General features: G+C 42.5%; 17 protein-coding genes. 7 read left to right on the top strand and 10 right to left on the bottom strand.

The features are described from left to right. Positions 1–47 precede the first annotated feature (47 nt). Entirely contained in the window at positions 48–2,267 is a 2,220-nt protein-coding gene (parC, locus tag F946_RS02330; RefSeq protein WP_004978544.1) for a DNA topoisomerase IV subunit A, read from the bottom strand. 210 nt (positions 2,268–2,477) lie between these two features. On the opposite strand from parC, the gene F946_RS02325 reads away from it, so the two are divergent. Next, a complete protein-coding gene (locus tag F946_RS02325) occupies positions 2,478–2,777 on the top strand; it encodes a hypothetical protein (RefSeq protein WP_155118235.1) in 300 nt (99 codons plus the stop codon). 25 nt (positions 2,778–2,802) lie between these two features. Here F946_RS02325 and niaP read toward each other — a convergent pair whose 3' ends face one another. The 4 genes from niaP to F946_RS02305 all read right to left on the bottom strand — a co-directional run bounded on the left by niaP (position 2,803) and on the right by F946_RS02305 (position 7,049). Beyond that, positions 2,803–4,122 (bottom strand): niacin transporter NiaP, encoded by a 1,320-nt coding sequence (niaP, locus tag F946_RS02320; RefSeq protein ID WP_004978536.1) that lies wholly within the window; start codon positions 4,120–4,122, stop codon positions 2,803–2,805. 104 nt (positions 4,123–4,226) lie between these two features. After that, on the bottom strand, positions 4,227–4,871 hold the full coding sequence (locus F946_RS02315; RefSeq protein WP_004978534.1) for a trimeric intracellular cation channel family protein: 645 nt from the start codon (positions 4,869–4,871) through the stop codon (positions 4,227–4,229). A 59-nt stretch (positions 4,872–4,930) separates the two neighbouring features. Further along, positions 4,931–5,398, bottom strand: a complete 468-nt coding sequence (locus F946_RS02310) for a YchJ family protein (protein ID WP_004978533.1) — start codon at positions 5,396–5,398, stop codon at positions 4,931–4,933. A gap of 70 nt (positions 5,399–5,468) precedes the next feature. Further along, positions 5,469–7,049 carry a TerC family protein gene (locus tag F946_RS02305; RefSeq protein ID WP_004978531.1) on the bottom strand — a complete coding sequence of 527 codons (1,581 nt, stop codon included), beginning with the start codon at positions 7,047–7,049 and terminating at the stop codon, positions 5,469–5,471. A gap of 335 nt (positions 7,050–7,384) precedes the next feature. Here F946_RS02305 and F946_RS02300 point away from each other — a divergent pair, with 335 nt between their 5' ends. Beyond that, positions 7,385–8,005 carry an LOG family protein gene (locus F946_RS02300; protein ID WP_004978527.1) on the top strand — a complete coding sequence of 207 codons (621 nt, stop codon included), beginning with the start codon at positions 7,385–7,387 and terminating at the stop codon, positions 8,003–8,005. Positions 8,006–8,064: 59 nt separating this feature from the next. Here the strand turns inward: F946_RS02300 and F946_RS02295 are convergent, their stop codons facing one another. After that, entirely contained in the window at positions 8,065–9,039 is a 975-nt protein-coding gene (locus F946_RS02295) for a hypothetical protein (RefSeq protein ID WP_004978518.1), read from the bottom strand. Between the two features lie 166 nt (positions 9,040–9,205). After that, the gene (locus F946_RS02290; RefSeq protein WP_004978517.1) at positions 9,206–11,113 is read right to left on the bottom strand and encodes a choice-of-anchor I family protein; all 1,908 of its coding nucleotides are present in this window, start codon (positions 11,111–11,113) and stop codon (positions 9,206–9,208) included. Between the two features lie 160 nt (positions 11,114–11,273). Here F946_RS02290 and mdtD point away from each other — a divergent pair, with 160 nt between their 5' ends. From mdtD to F946_RS02270, 4 genes are all read left to right on the top strand, one after another. After that, positions 11,274–12,668: a multidrug transporter subunit MdtD gene (gene mdtD, locus F946_RS02285; RefSeq protein ID WP_004978516.1), complete on the top strand. Its 1,395-nt coding sequence runs from the start codon at positions 11,274–11,276 to the stop codon at positions 12,666–12,668. Between the two features lie 170 nt (positions 12,669–12,838). Beyond that, positions 12,839–13,552 (top strand): glycoside hydrolase family 25 protein, encoded by a 714-nt coding sequence (locus tag F946_RS02280; protein ID WP_004978515.1) that lies wholly within the window; start codon positions 12,839–12,841, stop codon positions 13,550–13,552. A gap of 134 nt (positions 13,553–13,686) precedes the next feature. Next, positions 13,687–14,748 (top strand): DNA polymerase IV, encoded by a 1,062-nt coding sequence (gene dinB, locus F946_RS02275; RefSeq protein WP_035326342.1) that lies wholly within the window; start codon positions 13,687–13,689, stop codon positions 14,746–14,748. Positions 14,749–15,274: 526 nt separating this feature from the next. Then, on the top strand, positions 15,275–15,631 hold the full coding sequence (locus F946_RS02270) for a RidA family protein (protein WP_004978513.1): 357 nt from the start codon (positions 15,275–15,277) through the stop codon (positions 15,629–15,631). A gap of 61 nt (positions 15,632–15,692) precedes the next feature. On the opposite strand, the gene F946_RS02265 is transcribed toward F946_RS02270, so the two are convergent. Together F946_RS02265 and F946_RS02260 are read right to left on the bottom strand one after the other, a co-directional pair. Then, positions 15,693–16,235 carry a DUF2726 domain-containing protein gene (locus F946_RS02265; RefSeq protein WP_004978512.1) on the bottom strand — a complete coding sequence of 181 codons (543 nt, stop codon included), beginning with the start codon at positions 16,233–16,235 and terminating at the stop codon, positions 15,693–15,695. A 381-nt stretch (positions 16,236–16,616) separates the two neighbouring features. Next, positions 16,617–19,025 (bottom strand): YgiQ family radical SAM protein, encoded by a 2,409-nt coding sequence (locus F946_RS02260; RefSeq protein ID WP_004978511.1) that lies wholly within the window; start codon positions 19,023–19,025, stop codon positions 16,617–16,619. On the opposite strand from F946_RS02260, the gene F946_RS17355 reads away from it, so the two are divergent. Then, the gene (locus F946_RS17355) at positions 19,024–19,251 is read left to right on the top strand and encodes a hypothetical protein (RefSeq protein WP_228128096.1); all 228 of its coding nucleotides are present in this window, start codon (positions 19,024–19,026) and stop codon (positions 19,249–19,251) included. The genes F946_RS02260 and F946_RS17355 overlap by 2 nt on opposite strands. Positions 19,252–19,523: 272 nt before the next feature. Here F946_RS17355 and F946_RS02250 read toward each other — a convergent pair whose 3' ends face one another. Then, the gene (locus F946_RS02250) at positions 19,524–20,816 is read right to left on the bottom strand and encodes a M20/M25/M40 family metallo-hydrolase (protein ID WP_004978510.1); all 1,293 of its coding nucleotides are present in this window, start codon (positions 20,814–20,816) and stop codon (positions 19,524–19,526) included. Positions 20,817–21,112 lie beyond the last annotated feature (296 nt).

Genomic DNA, 21,112 nt, shown 5'->3' with positions numbered 1-21,112 from the left:
CCGCATACATACCATATATAACGTATTTTGATCAATGGATGCTAGTTTTATCTCTGAACTAACAGTTTATTTGCTTTTTGATAACCACGTGGTAATAACTGCCCTTTTGATGCTCTTTTACCTATGTATTTTTGCAAGTCATCACCCTTCAATTTTAATTGCTGCTGTCCTGCAACGACTTGCAGTATTTCATCTAGCGTTAATCTTGTCATGAATACAATTTGATCTTTCTCTTCAAGTTGTATCAATTTATTACCTTTACCTTTATTTAAAACAGGCAACTCTGACAACTCTAAAATCAACAAACGACCCGTTGAGGTCAATAACGCCAAATGGGTGGCCTGATCAACACTGGTTAACGGCATAACTGTGGCATTTTCAGGTAAAGTCAGGAAGGCTTTACCTGCTTTTGCATTGGTATCTAACTGTTTTGCCTGTGTTTTAAAACCATATCCTTTACTGCTCAGCGCTATGACTTCGGCTTCATCATCAGCAATAAAGACTTGTTTAAAACCAACGCCACTGGCTGGAGACAATTTTGAACTCAACGGTTCTCCCAGACCACGTGCGGATGGTAGGCTATTAATGGCTAAGGCATAACTACGCCCTGACTCATCCAGCACATACACGCGCTGATTCGATTTGCCTTGTGCATGACTGAGGTATTGATCGCCCGCACGGAAGTTCAAGTTTTCAGCATCAACTTCATGACCTTTGGCTGAGCGAATCCACCCTGCTTCAGACAAGACCACAGTCACAGGATCAGCAGGCATGAAATCTTGCTCACTCATCGCCGTCGCTTCTTCACGATGTACGATTGGTGAACGACGGTCATCGCCATATTTTTTCGCATCATCTTTGAGTTCATTGATGATTAAAGTCTTTAAAGACTCTGGATTAGCCAACTGTTCACGAATCAGTGCAGCTTTGGCTTCTAACTCTTCTTGCTCACGGCGCATTTCCATTTCTTCAAGTCGAGCCAAATGACGTAACTTGAGTTCTAAGATGGCTTCGGCCTGAATATCATCAATATTAAAACGTGACATCAACTCCGCTTTGGGCTGTTCCTCTTCACGAATAATACGAATCACTTCATCAATATTTAAATAGGCAATAATCAAACCGCCCAAAATATGTAAGCGTTTTTCAATTTTATTCAGGTGATATTGCAGACGACGGGTGACGGTTTCCTTTCGAATTTCAATCCACTCCAGCAAAATATGACGAATCGATTTCACTTGTGGACGGCCATCCGCGCCAATCATGTTCATATTGACCCGATAGCTCGACTCAAGGTCAGTGGTAGCAAAAAGGTGACTCATCACTGCTTCAGCATCAATCCGATTTGAGCGCAGTACAATTACCAAACGGGTTGGGTTTTGATGATCCGATTCATCTCGTACATCGCTCACCAAAGGCAGTTTTTTCGCCTGCATTTGATCTGCAATTTGCGAAATAACTTTCGAGCCTGACACTTGATAAGGCAAGTCCGTGATCACAATTTCATTTTTTTCGATGCGATACACCGAACGCATACGGTAACTGCCCCGACCTGTGCTTTGTATTTTTAACAGCTCTTCAGGTGGCGTAATAATTTCTGCTTTGGTCGGCAAATCGGGTGCAGGAATATATTCTGCAACTTTTTCATCGCTTAAATTTGGATTGCGAATTAAGGCAATGGTGCCTTTCACGACTTCACGCAGGTTGTGCGGTGGGATGTCCGTAGCCATACCAACCGCAATGCCCGTAGTGCCATTTAACAAAATATTCGGAATACGTGCAGGTAAAGTAACAGGCTCTTTCATCGAACCATCAAAGTTGTCCTGCCAGTCACAAGTCCCCTGTCCCAGTTCAGACAAAAGTACTTCACTATACTGAGATAATTTGGCTTCGGTATAACGCATCGCAGCGAATGATTTCGGATCATCGGGAGAACCCCAGTTACCTTGACCTTCAATAAATGGATAACGATAACTAAAAGGCTGCGCCATCAGCACCATGGCTTCATAGCAGGCCGAATCACCATGCGGGTGATACTTACCGAGCACATCGCCAACGGTACGCGCAGATTTTTTGGGTTTACCGCTGTGTTTCAGCCCCAATTCACTCATGGCATACACAATACGGCGTTGTACAGGTTTTAAACCATCGCTGATATGCGGTAAGGCACGATCCATGATCACGTACATGGCGTAGTTGAGATATGCTTGTTCAGTAAATTCTGCTACGGAACGGTTTTCTGTCGCTTGATGCGCAAGGTTCGTCATAACAACCTGTCATCCTAATTAATCGTTTTTTGTTTAAGTTCTTATGCTATGTCGCAGGCTCTGCCTATACAAGTGAAAGCGTACACCACTACGACAAATTGCGTCTTTAGATGTTCCTAGTGTCGTAAAATTATCCATTTTTTTTAAAATGAGCAACTAATTATTTTGAAGTTCAGTTCCTGTGTTCATCTCTGCTCGTCAATGAAAATAATGAAGCAACTTCAGCCCACTCAACTTGATCGATACGATCGACAAAAAATCGGGTCATCCTCGCCCAAAATGCGACACAACCAATTGGGTATATTGCATCAATCAAGCAGTGAATATTTAAAAGGTCTCATCATGCACGGGGCTAACTTTTATCAAAATACAACGCTGAGAGGCTACGTTTTGGCTGAGCAGATTGAATTTTTTATTGCTGAGTTGGATCTGATTATCGGCTATTTTCAGATCAATCATCTAGATTTTATGTTGAAGTGTATTGAAGACTGCGAGTCTCAGCACATCTGACTCTCAATCTTCAGCGCGGACTAAATTACAGTCCAATTTCTTCCAATGTTTTGCCTTTGGTCTCTTCACCCAAAATCAAAATTACCGCTGCCACCGCAAGCAATACCGCGGTAAACATCATGAAAATCGCACTAAATCCATTGCTCTGTACCATCATATGCGTCACCACCATCGGTGCGACAATGCCGCCCATACGACCAATGGCCGATGCCCAGCCCGAACCAAAAGCCCGGATATTGGTTGGATATTGCTCTGGGGTATAGGTATACAACACCCCCCATGCACCGAGGTTAAAGAATGACATCAGGCAGCCCCAGAACATGATCATGCTCACAGTGTCAGCTTGACCAAAGAAATACGCGGAAACTGCACACATGCCAATAAAGCCAGCCAAGGTCGCTTTACGCCCCAGCTTTTCGACCAGCCATGCTGCGGCCACATAGCCTGGCAGCTGTGCCAAAATCATCACCAAGACATATTCAAAAGACTGAACAATGCTATACCCCTGCTTCACCAGCAAACTGGGCAACCATGTAAAAATGCCATAATACGAATAAACAATACCAAACCAAATCAGCCATAACATCAAGGTTCTACGTGCAAATGCCCCCGACCAGAGCTGGGTAAAAGACACGGTCTTTTTTTCTGCCACTGGTTTAACGATGATATGTTCAACGACTTCCACACCGCATTGACGTTCAATCTGCTGCACCAAGGCATGGGCTTCCACAATGCGGCCACGGTTGATGAGATAAGGAATTGACTCAGGCACTTTGAACCAAATCACAATGGCATATAGTGCAGGAATCCCACCGATTAAGAAGGCCATATGCCAGTCAAATTTTGGAATCACAAAATACGCCACCAATGCAGCGCAAAGCCAACCTAGGCCCCAAAAACTTTCTAGCAGCACGATAAAACGCCCACGCACCTGCGCAGGAATGTATTCACTGACCAAGGTCACCGCTACTGGCAACTGTCCACCTAAGCCTAAACCCACAATAAAACGAAACACCAACAACCACGTTAAGTTCGGGGCAAAGGCACAGGCTGCCGTCGCTAAACTGTAAATCACGAGGGTCGCGGCAAAAACTGTTTTACGTCCGATGCGGTCGGCCAGACCACCTGAGCACACCGCACCAATCGCCATTCCGACAAAGCCAATGGAGACCACCCAACCCTTCTCGGTTGGGCTCATGTGCCAGTCTTCGGCCATTTTTGCCAAAATAAAAGAAATCAACCCCGTGTCCATAGCATCGAACATCCAGCCCAAGCCAATGACCCACAACAGGGTGTAGTGAAATTTACCGATCGGTAAGCGTTGTATGCGAGAAACTAAATCCATAGCTCGGCCTCTAAAGCGGGAAAAAGATAGCGGGCTGCTTTCTCAACAGGCTTTATCATTATGTGCTTTTTTTATACAAATAAGGCAGTCAAATCACTGCTATTTTAGCTGGCATCTTTCGAGGAAGCCGATTGCTCATCATCATCTTGATAAATGAATTTCGGCATTTCTAAGCCAAAGTAAATCGCGATTAAACGTAAACTAAAACCAAAGATTAAAGTCGAAATCACAGTCAGCTCAAGTGATAAACCGAGCTGAATGCAGCCCCAATAGAAAATCACCGCGACAAAAGAAATACTGGCATACAGCTCACGGCGGAACACCAAAGGGACGTCATTACACAAAATATCACGCAAGATACCGCCTGAGACTCCTGTCAGAACCCCTGCAACCGCAGACACCAGAAAGCCATGACCCATTTCTAAGGCAATTTGACAGCCGATGATGGTAAAACCGATCAGGCCCAGAGCATCGAGCACCAAGAAAATGTTGCGTAAATGACGCATCCATTTGGCAATCAAAATCGTCATAAAAGCGGCAAAACACGTCAGCATCAGATATTCAGGATGTTTGACCCACGTCAGCGGATAATGTCCCAATAACACATCGCGGACAGAACCTCCGCCCAGTGCTGTGACACAGGCAATAATCACCACACCAAACCAATCCATACTACGCCGACCCGCCGACAGTGCACCCGTCATTGCCTCTGCTGTGATCGCTATAATATAAATAATAGTGAGTAACATCGCCTGGATTCCATATAGGCTAATTGATGCGCGCTATTCTAAGCCAAATTTGCTTAAAATTATAAAAATTGTGCACAACATTGTTTAAATTTTTTCCCTGAACCGCAGATGCACGCTTGTTTCATGGTGATTTGCATTTCAGTGGTTGGATCTAAAAAATACCATGCCTCTGCATGTTTCACAAAATGTGAAATTTCATGATGTATCTGTGGCGATTTGCCATCATGATAATGGGCTTTGAACTCGACCATGGCATGGTTTTTATCGAGTTTTTCATTGGCCTGCACGACGTCTAACTTCAACCATTGGTTGCTTCGACTCCACTCCGCAATTGCTGCAACATCTAGAACCTGTTGCTGTCCCAACACTGTGGTTTGCACAATGTAATCGATTTGCTGTTTGGCAAAAGCACTATAACGTGAGCGCATAAGTTGAGTAGCGCTCTGCGCACGACTTTGTCCCAAGTGCAAAGGCTGACAGCACTGTTCATATTCACCCTGTCCACACGGACACTCAACATTACTCATGATTTTTCCATAAAAAATAGCTCGACATTGCGAGCTATTTTAACCTGTTCAAACCAGATTACGGTTTGTTTTAAGATGATTCCTTGTGCAGATCTGACTTTGGAATCACATGCACTTTTTCAATTTTGTGCCCATCCATCGTCACCACTTCAAAAATACAACCATCTGCTTCAAGACTAGAGCCATTCTCAGGTAAACGGCCTAAATGAAAGAGGATATAGCCTGACAAGGTTGAGTACTGATCGGACTCATCGACCAAATCACGATCCAACAATAACGACACATGGCGAATATCAGTAGAGCCATCGAGCATCAAGCTACCATCTTCTAAGCTTTCAGCCACATTGTCTTCAGCATCTTCATCAGGGAACTCTCCTGCAATCGCTTCTAATACGTCAATCGGCGTGGCAATCCCTTCAATCGAGCCGTATTCGTTCAAGACCAAAGCCATTTGCAACGGTGCTTGACGCAATTGTTCCATCACCATCAGGACTTGTGCATTTTCATGCACAATCACAGGTTCACGTAAATGTTTATCAAAATCGAGTACACCGGTTTCGATATATTCGTTTAAAACTTTATGGGTCAGCACCACACCGGCGATGTTGTCTAACTCGCCCCGTGCCACAATTAAACGCGAATGCGTAATACTGAGTAGTTGTGATTTGATTGAGGCTTCTTCATCTTCTAAATCAATCCACTCCAACTCTGGACGTGGGGTCATCACGGACTTCACAGGACGCTCGGACAAACCCAGCACCCCTTGCACCAAGACACTATGATAGACCCCATTTTCAGGATCAAATACTTCATCCGCATAAGCGCGAGTTGCCAGGACATCTTCAGGCTCAGAGGCATGATCACTACTTTTACCGCCCAACATTCGCAGCACCGCAGATGCAGTTTTATAGCGAAGGTCTGTAGTGGTGACCATTTTTTCTTGATTACGGCGCATGGTTTGGTTGATGAATTCAACAATCACCGAGAAACCAATCGCGGCATATAAGTAACCTTTTGGAATATGGAAACCAAAGCCTTCGACAATCAATGAGAAACCGATCATCATCAAGAAGCCGAGACACAAAATCACCACGGTCGGATGTTTGTTGACAAATTCCATCAAGGCTTTCGATGCCCACAACATAATGCCCACGGCGATAATCACCGCAATCATCATTACAGACAGGTGTTTAACCATACCGACTGCTGTAATCACCGAGTCTAAGGAAAACACAGCATCCAAAACTACAATCTGAACGATCACCATCCAAAACACAGCATTGGCTGGACTTTCTTCTTTCTGAACCACTTTGGCGTCAATACGTTCATGCAGTTCCATGGTGCCTTTAAACAGTAAGAACACCCCACCAAACAGAAGAATCAAATCCCGTCCTGAGAAAGGATGATCGAAGATATGGAACAGCGGCTCGGTCAGTGTCACCACCCAAGCAATTGAGGCCAACAGCACCAAACGCATTAAGAGCGCAAGGATCAAACCAACAACACGGGCCGTATTGCGTTGTTCTGGTGGAAGTTTCTCCGCCAAAATCGCAATAAAAACCAAGTTATCAATCCCCAGCACAATTTCCAGCACCACTAGAGTGAGTAACCCTACCCACGCAGAAGGATCAGACATCCATTCAAATATCATGTGATCTGCTCCTGTCGAGGGGAAATATATGGTGCATAACGCAACTTAAGCGGATGAAAAGGAAGATTCAGCACCAATGGCTGTAATTTTTTTTCGGAAAACTGAAGATGTCTTGAGCGACAACTACCACTACCCATGTTCGTTCTTGTGTTGTAAAACAGGAAATAAGTATAGGCAAGATCTACATGAAATTCATCTTTTTTTCAAAAGCGTACTGTTTTAAAAGATTTAACAAATTATTACCCGATTGTTAGATTAAATACAGCTTGCCGTCACATTTCTTGCTTAAACTAAGAAAGAAAAAGTAGATAAAGCAAAAGGTAAAAACATACGCCATGAATAGTGAATTAAAAATATCCTCTCTCAACACTGAAGTAAATGTTCAAACCACTCAACCTCTGATCGCACTTTACTGCGGTTCTCGTTCAGGCAATAAACCGATTTATCAAGAAAAAGCGATTGCACTGGCACAAGGTTTAGCTAAACAGGGTTTTGGTCTGGTTTATGGGGGGGCCAGCATTGGCCTCATGGGACAAGTGGCCGATGCCATGATTAGCCACGGCGGTGAAGCAGTCGGCGTCATTCCAGAATTTATGCTGGATTATGAAATTGCGCATCACCAACTGACCGAATTACATGTTGTACAAACCATGCATGAGCGCAAAGCCTTAATGGCCGAACGTGCAAGTGCCTTTGTCGCACTACCCGGTGGTTTAGGAACTTTTGAAGAAATTTTAGAAGTGGCAACCTGGGGACAACTGAACCAACATCAAAAACCGATGATGATTTATAACGTCAATGGTTTCTATGACGCACTGATTACCCAGTTGGATCATGCAGTAGAAGAAGGTTTTCTACCGCCACAGCACCGCGCAAAACTGATTGTATGCAACCATGCTGAACAGATTTATTCAGCCATTGCCAACCTCGGCAGCCCAGCGCACTTTGCCATTTAAACCATGTTCTTAATGCCATAAAAAAGCGAGCCTAGAGCTCGCTTTTTTAACATATACGGTTATTGCCCATAATGGGTGACAAAGTTATAGAACCACGGCAGTGTGGTCGCCAAAATCACTGACATAGCTAAACCAAACATCAATTTCATCGCATCTTTACTGACGTTACGTGAAGTGCGGTGTTTGTTCACTTCATCAAAAATCATCGACATTGCAAACTCACGACCTGCAAGTAAACCTAAGAATACCCATGTGGTACTCATTGGAATATTGCTCCACTCTTTGAAGACCAACAAAATCAGGGCATACATAAAGTCAATAATAGTCGCTGCACGAATATCAGTGACACCTGTTTTGGTATCGACAATCTTCTGAATCGCACCACCGCGTTGGTACAAAATCACCGCCAACAACACCACAAAGACCGTGATGGCAAACAGTAAAAATGAAAACGGCACTTGACGGGGTACATAGACGAAAATATTGGCCAAATCTTGAATCAGCCACTGACTCCACAGAAAAGCCGTAGAGACCCACTGTAGCCCAATCCAAATATGCGATGGTTCTTGATTACGGGTTTTTGCAAAATACTTCGCGACTTGGCGCATCACAAAACGATAGACAATAATCGCAACCACAAAGGCCACCGCATAGCCCATCATCGATTTCACCATCATCGAGCCTAAACTTGCAGGCGAGAAAATGGTTAAAACCAAGAAAGTGGTACTGACGGGAATTCCGTATTTGGTTAAAAATAACAGTAAAATCGGTGGCACAATATAGAGCCACGTGACCCCACCCTCAGGAAAAGGGATCGTTTCTAAACGGCCATATGATGCATCTCCCACACCGGATGCATACCAACCATAAATCAACACCACAACCAAAATGCTGCTGATAAAGAGCCAAAGCACCCACCATGGACGGTGTGCATTGGATGAAATAAACGTACCTAATGTCTGTGGCACATCATTTCCGACGATAGAATAAGCAGCTAAACAGAAGCCTATCACCATCAAAATTTCGATTGTCATAAAACCAACCTTTTGAATAATTTATTCCAAGACAGTGCCCTTGGACGTTTGCCAAAGATTATGACTGTTTTATTTCATTTTCATGACATCCCTGTCATATATTTTTTGTAGCGCCATAAAAAAGAACACCGCAGTGCTCTTTTTTCAAAGTCAAAACTCAGTTTTTTTAATTGAGTTTGACTTCATAAACCGCTGTACTACCACTGACTTCATTTCCCACCACCAACAGCGGGCGACCATTGGGTGAATTCTTCGCCGCGATGAAAATCAAACCTTCTGGGCCTAAGTCACCTTGCTTCGTGACTTCTATTTCATTGGTATTGCGATGGTTCAGATACTGAACAAATTTAGCCTGATTCGGGTTGCTAATGTCATGCACCATGATGCCACTGGCACGCTCAAGTCCAATAAAAGCAAAGGTCTTTTCACCAATTTTACCCAATGTCACGCCTTCAGGTTCAGGGCCTTTATTATCACTACGGTCATCAAATTTAAATGCTTCATGATTGCTATTAAATTGATGTGGAAACAACTCTGCAATTTTTCGCTCAAACTCACTCCCAGAGTCCCATACAATCTGCTTGGTTTCAGGGTCGACAATACTCACCGAACGACCACCATAGGCGTATAATTTGTCATAAGTCAGACGACCATTTTCATCTAGCTTCGGTAGCCCTGTTAGTGGATCCTTTTGATAACCTTGCGTCCAACTAATGGTCAAACGTCCAATTTGTGAATCTTTAATTAAATTATCCGCGCAGACTTCTGTTGCGTCAGCCGTTTGACAAGGTTTAAACACCTCTGGGTTTAATTTCGCCCCTTTTACGCCCGGTGCAAGCTGACGTAAATGCGCGGCATAATCGCCTTTGGCATCAAAACCTGCTTTTTTAAACAAATGTTTAATGCGTATCTCTTCTGCATAACCAGCATTTAAGTCCCCGCCTTCAAAGTATTTGGCTTCATCCCTTAGCCATTCACGGGCATCCCCTTCATTGGCTGTGACCAAATAGGTTTTACCGTTGGCTTGGTATGATGCAATGGCATCGGGCATATACATGCCATATAGCCCCGGCCAAGAGCGAATATTAATCATGCCGGCATCTTTTGCACATTCTGTAATACTACGTCCCAAAGAGTCTTGACCAATAGCACAGTCACGGTCACTTCCATCCAAGGCATTTTCAGGCAAACTATGGTCCTTGTAGCCCATCGGGAAAAGATCAACAAATTGATTTTTTTCTAAGTCTAAAACCCCAATGGCATTGTTTTCCTGCAAACTGACCCATGCTTTTTTACCATCAGTACTGACTGCGATGTACTCAGGCTCTAGGTCTTGTGCAACGGTGGTCGTTTGAATACCTGCGGTCGCTACATTTGAGTATTGACTGATGTCTGGGCCAAAAATACGAATGCCTGCATCTAATAAGTCTTGTTTACGGTCATTCCATGCTTGGAAGCCCGCAATAGTTGCTGTTGGTTTTTGAATATCTGAAATATCAATAATACTGACCGAACCTTCGGGGTCGACTTGATACCCTTCATTCGGTTCCGCTTCATTCGCTACCAGTACTTTTCGACCATCAGGCGTGAAGGTCAACATATCTGGCAAAGCTCCCACGTTGACTTGGCTGATAAAGGAAAGATCCTGTGCTTTAAAAAAAGCCACAATACCGGTTTGGGTTTTATCCTCAGCCTGAACCGCAAGCGCCACAATGCCATTATGCACCGCGACACTATTCACCTCGGAATTGGCTAAATAAGTTTTGGCATCCAAAGATTGGATATATGTCGGTTGCGCTGGTTGGGAGAAATCTAAAACATCGACCATACCTTTTTGTGCATTCACCACGAACAGACGCTTACTCGCAGCATCATAGGCAGGGATTTCAGCTGCACTTTGTCCAAATATCCCCGATTCATAACTTGCAAGATGAACCAGTTCAATACTATTCGGCGTGGCTTCCTCTACCACAGGCGGTGATGTGATGGTTTGCGCATCATCGCTGTCATTACACCCCGCTAAGCCCAACCCCATGCATGCTAAAAAGACAGCACTATATGTTTTATTCATCATGATCTAAATATCGGTTCAAATTTGACCAATGTATGACGTACGCGTTGCAAACACATGACGTAGAGATGTCAATTTGATGGCATGTGATAAATGCACATTCGCAACAACAGTCCAACTTAAATTAAGCTAAACTGTTTAAAAATTTCACTTTGTTGTATCTATGAACCAAACGCCGACCCATCAAGCACTCGCTCCTGAGTACCGTCTTTTGGTACTTTTGGTTTCGATTGGCTTTTTTATGCAAGGCTTAGATACCACCATTGTGAATACCGCTCTACCCGCTATGGCAGCCAGTTTGAATGAAGATCCGCTGCAAATGCATAGCGTGGTGGTGGCCTATGTGCTTGCCGTTGCTGCCTGTATTCCCTTGAGTGGCTGGCTCGCCGACCGTTTTGGAGTGCGCAATACCTATTTCAGTGCCATTATCATTTTTACCCTTGCCTCACTGGGCTGTGGCTTTTCTGAAAGCTTAAATGAGTTATTGTTCTATCGCGTACTACAAGGTGTGGGTGGTGCATTATTACTCCCTGTTGGCCGTTTAGCCATGCTCAAGGTCATTCCGCGGACGCAATTCTTATCGGCCATGAGTTTGATGAGTCTCGCGGGACTAATTGGTCCACTGATCGGGCCAACACTCGGGGGCTGGTTGGTCGAAGTGAGTACATGGCATTGGATTTTCCTGATTAACCTCCCCATGGGACTGTTAGGGGTCCTGATTAGTTTTAAAGCCATGCCGAATGTCACCGAGCAGAATGTGCCTCGTTTTGACTTTTGGGGTTTTATCCTGTTGGTGATCGCCATGGCAGGACTATCTTTAGGGATTGAAAATTTTGCCAGCCCACACCTGACTTTATGGTGGAGTATGGGGCTGATTGTACTGAGCTTGGTGACTGCGCTTTGGTATGCCTATCATGCACATACCCATCAAAATGCGCTATTTCGCAGTAAACTGTTTCGTAACCGCATTTATGCCGTGGGTATTTTAGGTAACTTCTTTGCTCGCCTCGGTGGCAATGCCATGCCTTTTTTGATGCCACTCATGTTACAAGTGGCTTTCGGTTTTGAACCCTTTGTGACCGGACTCTTAATGATTCCGACCGTGCTGGGTTCACTGGCGTCTAAACCCATCATTCGTCACTTGATTCAGCGCTTCGGGTATCGCCACGTGCTTTTGGTTAACACCTTGTTGGTCGGTGCATGTATCGCCAGTTTTGCCCTCAATACCGCAGACACCCCAACTTGGCTGCGCGCGCTGCATTTCTTTGTTTTTGGTATGCTGAACTCCCTGCAATTTGTGTCTATGAATACCCTCACGCTGAAAGATTTACCACAACAAGATGCCAGCAGTGGCAACAGTTTCTTGTCGATGATCATGATGGTATCGATGAGTATTGGCGTGGCTTTGGCAGGTACTTTAGTCAATGTCTTTACCGCATATTTGGGTACAGATCACATCGTCATGGCATTCCATAACACTTTAATTGTATTGGGCTGTATTAACCTGATTACCGCAGCTATTTTCTGGCATATCCCCAAAGATACCGTGGATGAATAACAGATACAAAGTGCTGCCATTCACTGACCATAATCATCATGGTCAGTTCCGCAAATTCGAGCTATGATGATGAGCTAAAAACCAATACCTGCAAAAGCATGTCCGCAAGAAAGAAAGTTTCCACGCCGTCAAAAACCTCATACCCCTATTACATACTTGCCTGTGTAGTGATGCTATGTGTCGGACTCGGGATCACCTATTTTTTCTTGCAGAACAATGTCGCATCTGCCCAAGAGTATCCAATAAAAGGCTTTGATGTGTCTCATCATCAGGGCGACATCCAATGGCAATCCATTTCTCCCCAAGAGTTTAAATTCGTTTATTTAAAAGCCACTGAAGGGGGCGATTTCAAAGACCGTAAATTTCAGGACAATTGGCTCAAAGCTCGTGAACAAGGCTTTTTGGTCGGGGCTTATCATTTTTATCGTTTATGCCGTGATGGCCAGATTCAGGCGCAGAACTTTATCGAAACTGTACCGAAGAAAACCGATAGTTTGCCGCCTGTGATTGATTTGGAATATGACAGCACCTGTATCAACACCTATACCAGAGAACAACTACTCAAAGAAATTCAGGTCATGCACGACCGACTGTATCAACACTACGGTTTGCAACCCATTTTTTATACCTCTAAAGCATTTTATAATATTGTTTTGGTCGATGAATTTAAAAAAACTCCCCTTTGGATTCGTGAATATCAAGGCCAGCCTGAGCTCAAAGGCAATCCGAAATGGACCTTTTGGCAACACACCAGCCAGGGTCAAATTAAAGGCATACCAACCTTGGTGGATCTCAATGTATTTCAAGGCTCAGAGCAAGATTGGATCAGCTTTTTAGAGCGCCAAGGGCTTTATCAACTGCCACAAAACTTACCAATCAAGTAAGCAGTTTCAAGCTCATCGTTGAAGTTCAAATACAAAAATACCAAGTCAAACTATGTCGCTTATGCCGCATACAGGACTACGCAATCGATCTGAATAGTGCAATACTGACTTAGGTTTCAACATTAAAATTCAGCATGCGAAAAATCATTCACATCGACATGGATGCCTTCTATGCCTCGGTGGAGTTACTTGATCGTCCCGACTTAAAGCATTTACCTGTGGTGATTTCTTCACACCATCCTCGTGCCGTCATTGCAGCCGCATCCTACCCTGCACGTAGATACGGACTCCGCTCTGCCATGTCGATGACTCAAGCCAAAAAACGCTGCCCTCAAGTGATAGTAATTGAACCTAATTTCTCTAAATACCGTGCAGTCTCAGAGCAAATTCATACAATTTTTCAGCGTTATACCACACTCATTGAACCGCTTTCCTTAGATGAAGCTTATTTAGATGTAACGGAAAATTTACAACAACTGGCCAGTGCCACAGAAGTCGCTGAACGCATCCGCGCTGATATTTTTCAAAGTACAGGACTGACCGCCTCTGCGGGTGTAGCACCGAATAAGTTTCTAGCCAAAGTTGCTTCGGACTGGAATAAACCCAATGGTATCTGCGTGATTAAACCCTCACAAGTTCAGCAATTTATTCAGCACTTGCCGCTTAAAAAAATCCCCGGAGTGGGTAAAGTCATGCAAGAAAAATTACATGCGCTCAAACTTGAAACTTTAGGTGATTTACAGCATGTGGATGAAAGTGTCCTAATTCATCATTTTGGCAAATATGGCAAACAGCTCTATCTATATGCACAAGGGATTGATGAGCGCCCTGTACAAGCGGAACGAGAACGTCAGCAAATTTCAAAAGAAACCACTTTTGATGATGACTTAACCATTGAACAATGTCTCCCATTTTGGCCCAAGTTGATTGCGCAAGTCTGGCAAAGCTTAGAGAAAAAGCAACTGTATGCCCGCGGTGTCACCGTCAAAATGAAACTGAAAAACTTTCAAACCCTACAGCACAGTAAAAGCTTCAAAACGCCATTAAAGCATCAAACTGAACTGCAAATGACCTTAGATATCTTACTCAAAGAAATGCAAATCACACCGGATCAACAATTTCGTCTGATCGGTGTTGGGGTCTATGCACTTTCGACTCAAGAGCCTCCACCCCAGCTCTCTTTATGGTCGAACTGAATGCTCAATCAGTCACTTTTTAATCAAAAGAACAAAAATAATGCAATTTAGCATTCACAAACTGTGTTTTTAGAGTAATCTAATGACGCGCTGCATTTATCCATGTAACCGCTGAGATGCTAAAACTTACCTTTACTTTTAGCATACGTCCTGTGATTGGCGTGACGATCAAATCCGAAGATTACAGGACATCTCTGATATTTATCATGGTATTCCCCCCTATATTGCAGAGCAGCGCTCTAGCATCAGAATAATCCAATATTTAAAAATATACTGTTATAAAGCCCGCATAAGATTGACCTATTAATCGTGTTCCTTCATCTTTTGTAATTCCCACGTCGAGATATTGAATCCATCCTCTGTTCACATGCGCTTATAACAATAAATAGGATCCTTCACGCTTTAAAATTCTGCATCTGATTGAAAGCCAAGATCACAGCCATCTGTCATACATGAGTTTGTGGTAGGCTATTGAACTACATTTTTATGTTCTATTTTTATACTCATAACACAGGATGCATACATCATGACGGTTCAACGTTTGCATGTCTCAAATCGTTTTTCTGAAGTTGCGATTGCTGGCAACCTCGTTCATTTGGCAGGTCAACTGGCGTCTGACTTTGATCTCGATATTAAAGGTCAAACCCAACAAACATTCGACATGATTGACCAATTTTTAGCTGATGCAGGCACAGATAAAAGCCATATCTTATCGGTAACGATTTATTTGAAGAATATTGACCAAGACTATGCCGCTTTCAATAAAGTATGGGATGCTTGGGTTGCAGATATTGATGCATTACCCCGTACCTGTGTTGAAGCTAAACTTTATGATCCACGAGTATTGGTAGAGTTAACCATTGTTGCGGTGAAACCTGCATAAAAATACACGCATCATAAAAAGCATGAATCTTCATGTTTTTATGATGCGCGCTGAGATTCAGTTAGCCGATCAGACGTAATTTTCGAGTTTGTACTGCATTATAGTAATCATATTTTTTGGCCACCCGCGTATCTTTAGTCAAACGCGATGAGGCATAGAGATCGCCATAAAAATCTTCACGTAACTGATGATAGTCAGGCACTTCTTCATAACGAATCACTTTATAGCCAGCCATATCGAGGATCGCATCCTGAAACTGTGCCTTTTGTGGACGTTTCAGTGAAAGCGGATCTTCTAAAGCAACCACTGCCAAAACTTGTTGTGCACTATCCACAATGACAAAATCAGCCACCAAATTGCGGTATTTATTTCGTGTACGCGAAAATTTTGTCGTGAGTAAGGCATCATAAGATACATGTGCCAGCACAGTATGATGCGGTAAAATTTCTTTTAAACGAGTATAAGTCAGTTGCTCATGCATACTAAAAATAGCACGTTGTCTTAATGCACTATCTTGCTGCTTGGTCTTAGGAATCAACCCTTTACTCGCTAAAATCATGACCAGTATCAACAACACGCTACCAATTACCATATAAGTTGTCATATTTGTATCCTTTTCATCTTTATTATAATTTTCGGTATCACACCGATTTTTATCCGATCAGTATAACCTACTGACCATTTACCCAAACCACGCAATAAAAAAACTAAAGCTAAAATCAAACAAACGCTGATAAAACTAAACAATTTTTTGCAATGTCATCCGTTGTAACACGTTTTGTTTTAATCCGAATGAAATTTTGGCTCTTTAGCCTATCTACACTGTAATAGAGTGATTCATTCACGTGCAATATGATTCTTCGGATTGACCCAATTTTCCCGACGGATGGCAGAAAAGCCAATCTTTGAGCTATTTTGCTAACGCAATAAAAAGATCGATCCCAAAAAAGGATGCCGTAGCATCCTTTTTTATATTCAATTGCGATTAAGCACGTGACTTAGACTTCGGTTTTGATTTTGAATGTCCAGATGGCTTCTTGGCATCACCTGTTTCACGCGGCGGCAAACCTGTATGTTGTGTCAAAATCTGACCACGTTCAGGACGTTTTTTGGTATTCGATGGACGCGATTGATTTTTCGCTTGTTGATTACGATGATCACCATTACGCTTCTGCGAATCACCATCCACTGTCGAATTTTTCTTACGCGCAGATTGATACTGACCTTCAGTTGTTCCCGCAGGTTGATACGTTGGAATCAAATGCTGTTTTGAATTACCAATTAAATCTTGGCGACCCATTTCTTTTAAAGCTTCACGTAATAATGGCCAATTGTTTGGATCATGATAACGTAAGAACGCCTTATGCAGACGACGACGCTTTTCACCTTTCACAATATCAATATCTTCAGTATAACGAGCCACTTTTGCTAATGGATTTTTACCTGTGTGATACATGGTCGTTGCTGTGGCCATTGGCGATGGATAGAAAGTCTGTACCTGATCTGCACGGAAACCATTTTTCTTCAACCAAATCGCCAAATTCATCATGTCATATTCAGTCGTACCCGGGTGTGCTGCAATAAAGTACGGAATTAAATACTGTTCTTTACCTGCTTCTTTACTGAAACGATCAAACATTTGCTTGAAACGATCATACGTCCCGATCCCCGGCTTCATCATCTTAGACAATGGACCTTTTTCGGTATGCTCAGGAGCAATTTTTAAATAACCACCAACGTGATGCTGAACCAATTCCTTCACATATTCAGGGTTTAACACTGCCAAGTCATAGCGTAGACCTGAACCAATGAGAATCTTTTTGATGCCTTTGAGTTCACGTGCTTTACGATACAACTGAGTCAAAGGTGCATGATCTGTATGTAGGTTTTGACAAACACCCGGATAAACACACGATGGTTTACGACAGTTCTTCTCGATTTCAGGGTCTTTACAATGCAAACGGTACATATTTGCAGTTGGGCCACCTAAGTCAGAAATGATCCCTGTAAAACCTGGCGCAGTATCACGAATCTTTTCAACTTCACGTAAAATTGATTCTTCTGAACGGTTCTGAATGATGCGTCCTTCATGTTCTGTAATCGAACAGAAGGTACAACCGCCAAAACAGCCACGCATGATGTTCACAGAGAACTTAATCATGTCAAATGCAGGGAAACGCGCATCCCCATACACAGGATGCGGTAGACGTGCATAAGGTAAATCAAACACATAGTCCATTTCTTCCGTCGTTAACGGAATCGGTGGAGCATTTAACCAAACATCACGCTCGCCATGCTTTTGTACCAAAGCACGCGCATTTCCCGGATTGGTTTCAAGGTGTAAAATACGGTTGGCATGGGCATATAAAACGGGATCATCTGCCACCGCTTCAAATGCAGGCAAACGAATCACAGCCAGCTCACGCGGCGGTAATTTATGTTTAATTGCCTTTGAAGACGGCTGTAACTGCACAATTTGTGTATCAGGATCGAGTTTATCCCCTTCACGAACAATTTGATTCGTCACAATTTCTTTTTGGAAATTTTGGTATTGGGTTAAAGAATTACCCTTATCTTTTTCAATTTCACAGCCATCTAAATCTTCAGTCATCACATAGGGATTGATAATCGGATCGACACGGCCAATGGCATCCACATCATTCGATGCGATTTCCACAAACTTGGCTTTAGATGGACGGTTTAACTTATTCACGATAAATGCCGTGCCACGAACATCGGTAATTTCGTGAATTTTTTCGCCTTTGGCTAAGCGATGCATCACTTCAGTAATTGAACGCTCACCATTACCATACATCAAAAGATCGGCTTTTGAGTCCATCAACACCGAGCGACGGACTTTGTCTGACCAATAGTCATAATGTGCAATACGACGTAAAGACGCTTCTATTCCACCTAACAATACAGGTACATCTGGAAATGCTTCACGCACACGTTGGCAATATACGGTTGCTGCACGGTCAGGACGTTTATTAGGTAAATTATCTGGCGAATAGGCATCATCAGAACGAATTTTACGATCAGCCGTATAACGGTTGATCATCGAATCCATGTTCCCAGCTGTCACACCCCAAGCGATATTTGGCTTACCCAAAACTCGAAATGCTTCAACATTCGTCCAATCAGGTTGTGCAATAATCCCGACACGGAAACCTTGTGCTTCTAACGTACGGCCAATAATGCCCGAACAAAATGATGGATGGTCGATATACGCATCACCACAGACTAAAATAAAGTCACAACTATCCCAACCGAGTTGGTCCATTTCCTCGCGCGACATCGGCAAAAATGGCGCAGGTTCAAAACATGACGCCCAATATTTGTCGTAATCAAACAACGCTTTAGGCGCGGTCTGCATAGTATAAGCAGTAGACATGGCTAGCAATTCTCGGCTGGCAGATGAAAGATCTCAAATAAAGATCAAAGATGAAAGTCGATCATTTTACCATGAATTACATTCAGCTTGCTTGGTTAAAAAAACATCATATACAGCATGTTATCATTTATTTTTTTATGCAAACGTAATTTCGAAGTTTTTATTTAAAAAGAAACAATTTGACAGTGAAGAGACAAAAGCTGGCCCTTCATTCCTTAAAGAATAAAGACTAAGGTCCAATCACTTGGGACAGCAAGCAATACATCGAGACCCAACAGATTCCACTAAATTATCCAGCAAAGAATGAAAAATTAACATCAACTATAGCTATGCCGATCTCTCAGAATATCCCTCACTTTATATAGTTTTTATTTAAGATCTCATCCATTTCCCTGTAAGATTCTGATATTTAGATTCATGAAAGATGCTGCTAAAAATAAACACCATCTTTCATCATGTAAAAACTCAAATCAGTTGAGTTCTTTCATACCAACTTTATTATTTTTGAGCGGTCGATAAGTCCATAATCAACTTTGTCGCTAAATATAAACGCGGCACAATACTTTCGACCAGAATATATTCAGCATTATTCGAATGTGCACCATCACCAGATAAGCCCATGCCTTCTAAAATCGCTGCTTTCGAATTTAAGCCAGCAAATGCGGCATCTGTACCACCACCTGTTGCTTCAGCTAAGACCTTCATTGGTAAGTTAAAATCATTTTTGTAAATAAGCTGTGCTTGTTCAGCCAATTTTTTTGCCTGTGGATTTGCCATTAAAGGTGGGCGACGCATTTCAAACTTTAACTTAACTTCACTATCAGCTAACTTTTTACGTTTAATCCTTTCCTGTAATACACGTTCCACTTGCTGAAAATCTTTAACTTGCAAAGCACGAACATCTGCTTGTGCAGTCGCAAGGTCTGGAATCACGTTACGCACTTTACCTGCACTCGCTACAGTCCAGTTTAATTTCAACCCTGTTTTAGGATTCGATAAATCTTGTAACTGTAAGATTTGATGTGATAATTCTGTCAGTGCATTTATGCCTGCTTCAGGCTTAACCCCTGCATGTGCAGATTTCCCGTGAACCTCTAAATATGCTGCACCAATCCCACTGGTGGCTAATCGTAAACTACCATCTTTACCACCACCTTCAAATGACAAAACTACATCTTGGTCTTGTGCAGTTTCAGTAATCAGTTTGCGTGAACCTGGCGAACTGATCTCCTCATCGGAGTTAAGTAAGACTGTGATCGTGCCATAATCTTGATAATTCAACTTTTTCAAAAGATCAAGCGTATGAATAATCGCAGCAACTCCCTGTTTATCATCTAAAATTCCAAGGCCAAAAACTTTATCTCCTTCCATTTTAAAAGGTTGGTCTTTCAACATTCCAGTTAAATACACCGTATCCATATGAGCAATTAGCATAATTTTACTGCTGCCTTTACCCTTTAAAACAGCTTTTACCATTGGACCAGTCTGTTGGGGCGTATCATCCATACGATATATATCTTTAGCTTCTACAATACTGACCTCAGCACCTGTCGTTTTTAATTGTTCGGCGACATATTTTGCGATCTTATTCACGCCGACAAGATCTTTACTCCCCGACTCAATATTGACTAAAGCCTCTAGAGTATTTAAATAATTCTTTTTTTCTGACTCAACCAGATGTTTGACCTGATCATTAGATACAGCATGTACTTGCCCAAAAGCTAAACAGCTCAACAACGCACATGAGATTAAAGGAAGTTTTTTCAGTTGATATTGAATTTTATTAGACATACTCATTATTCCATTTAAAGATATTGCTAACAAACTATGAACATTTGATCGACTATTCAATATTTTTAAAAATCTAAAAATAAAAATGTTAGATAGATTAAATGTCATGATCGATAAATAAGTAAATCAGTATGTAGAAACCTATCCTAAACCTCAATTAGACGATTGATTCGTTTATTTTTTTATTATTTACCATTTCCTTGCATAAAAAAATCCCCCTCTGCGATTAGCGGAGGGGGATTTGAATTAATGAGCTGGCGATGACTTACTCTCACATGGATAACTCCACACTACCA

Origin of the sequence: Acinetobacter johnsonii ANC 3681 (genome assembly GCF_000368805.1) — a bacterium.
GTDB classification, from domain to species: domain Bacteria; phylum Pseudomonadota; class Gammaproteobacteria; order Pseudomonadales; family Moraxellaceae; genus Acinetobacter; species Acinetobacter johnsonii.
Note: the sequence above shows the minus strand (reverse complement) of the source record. Positions and strands in the feature narration are given on the sequence as shown.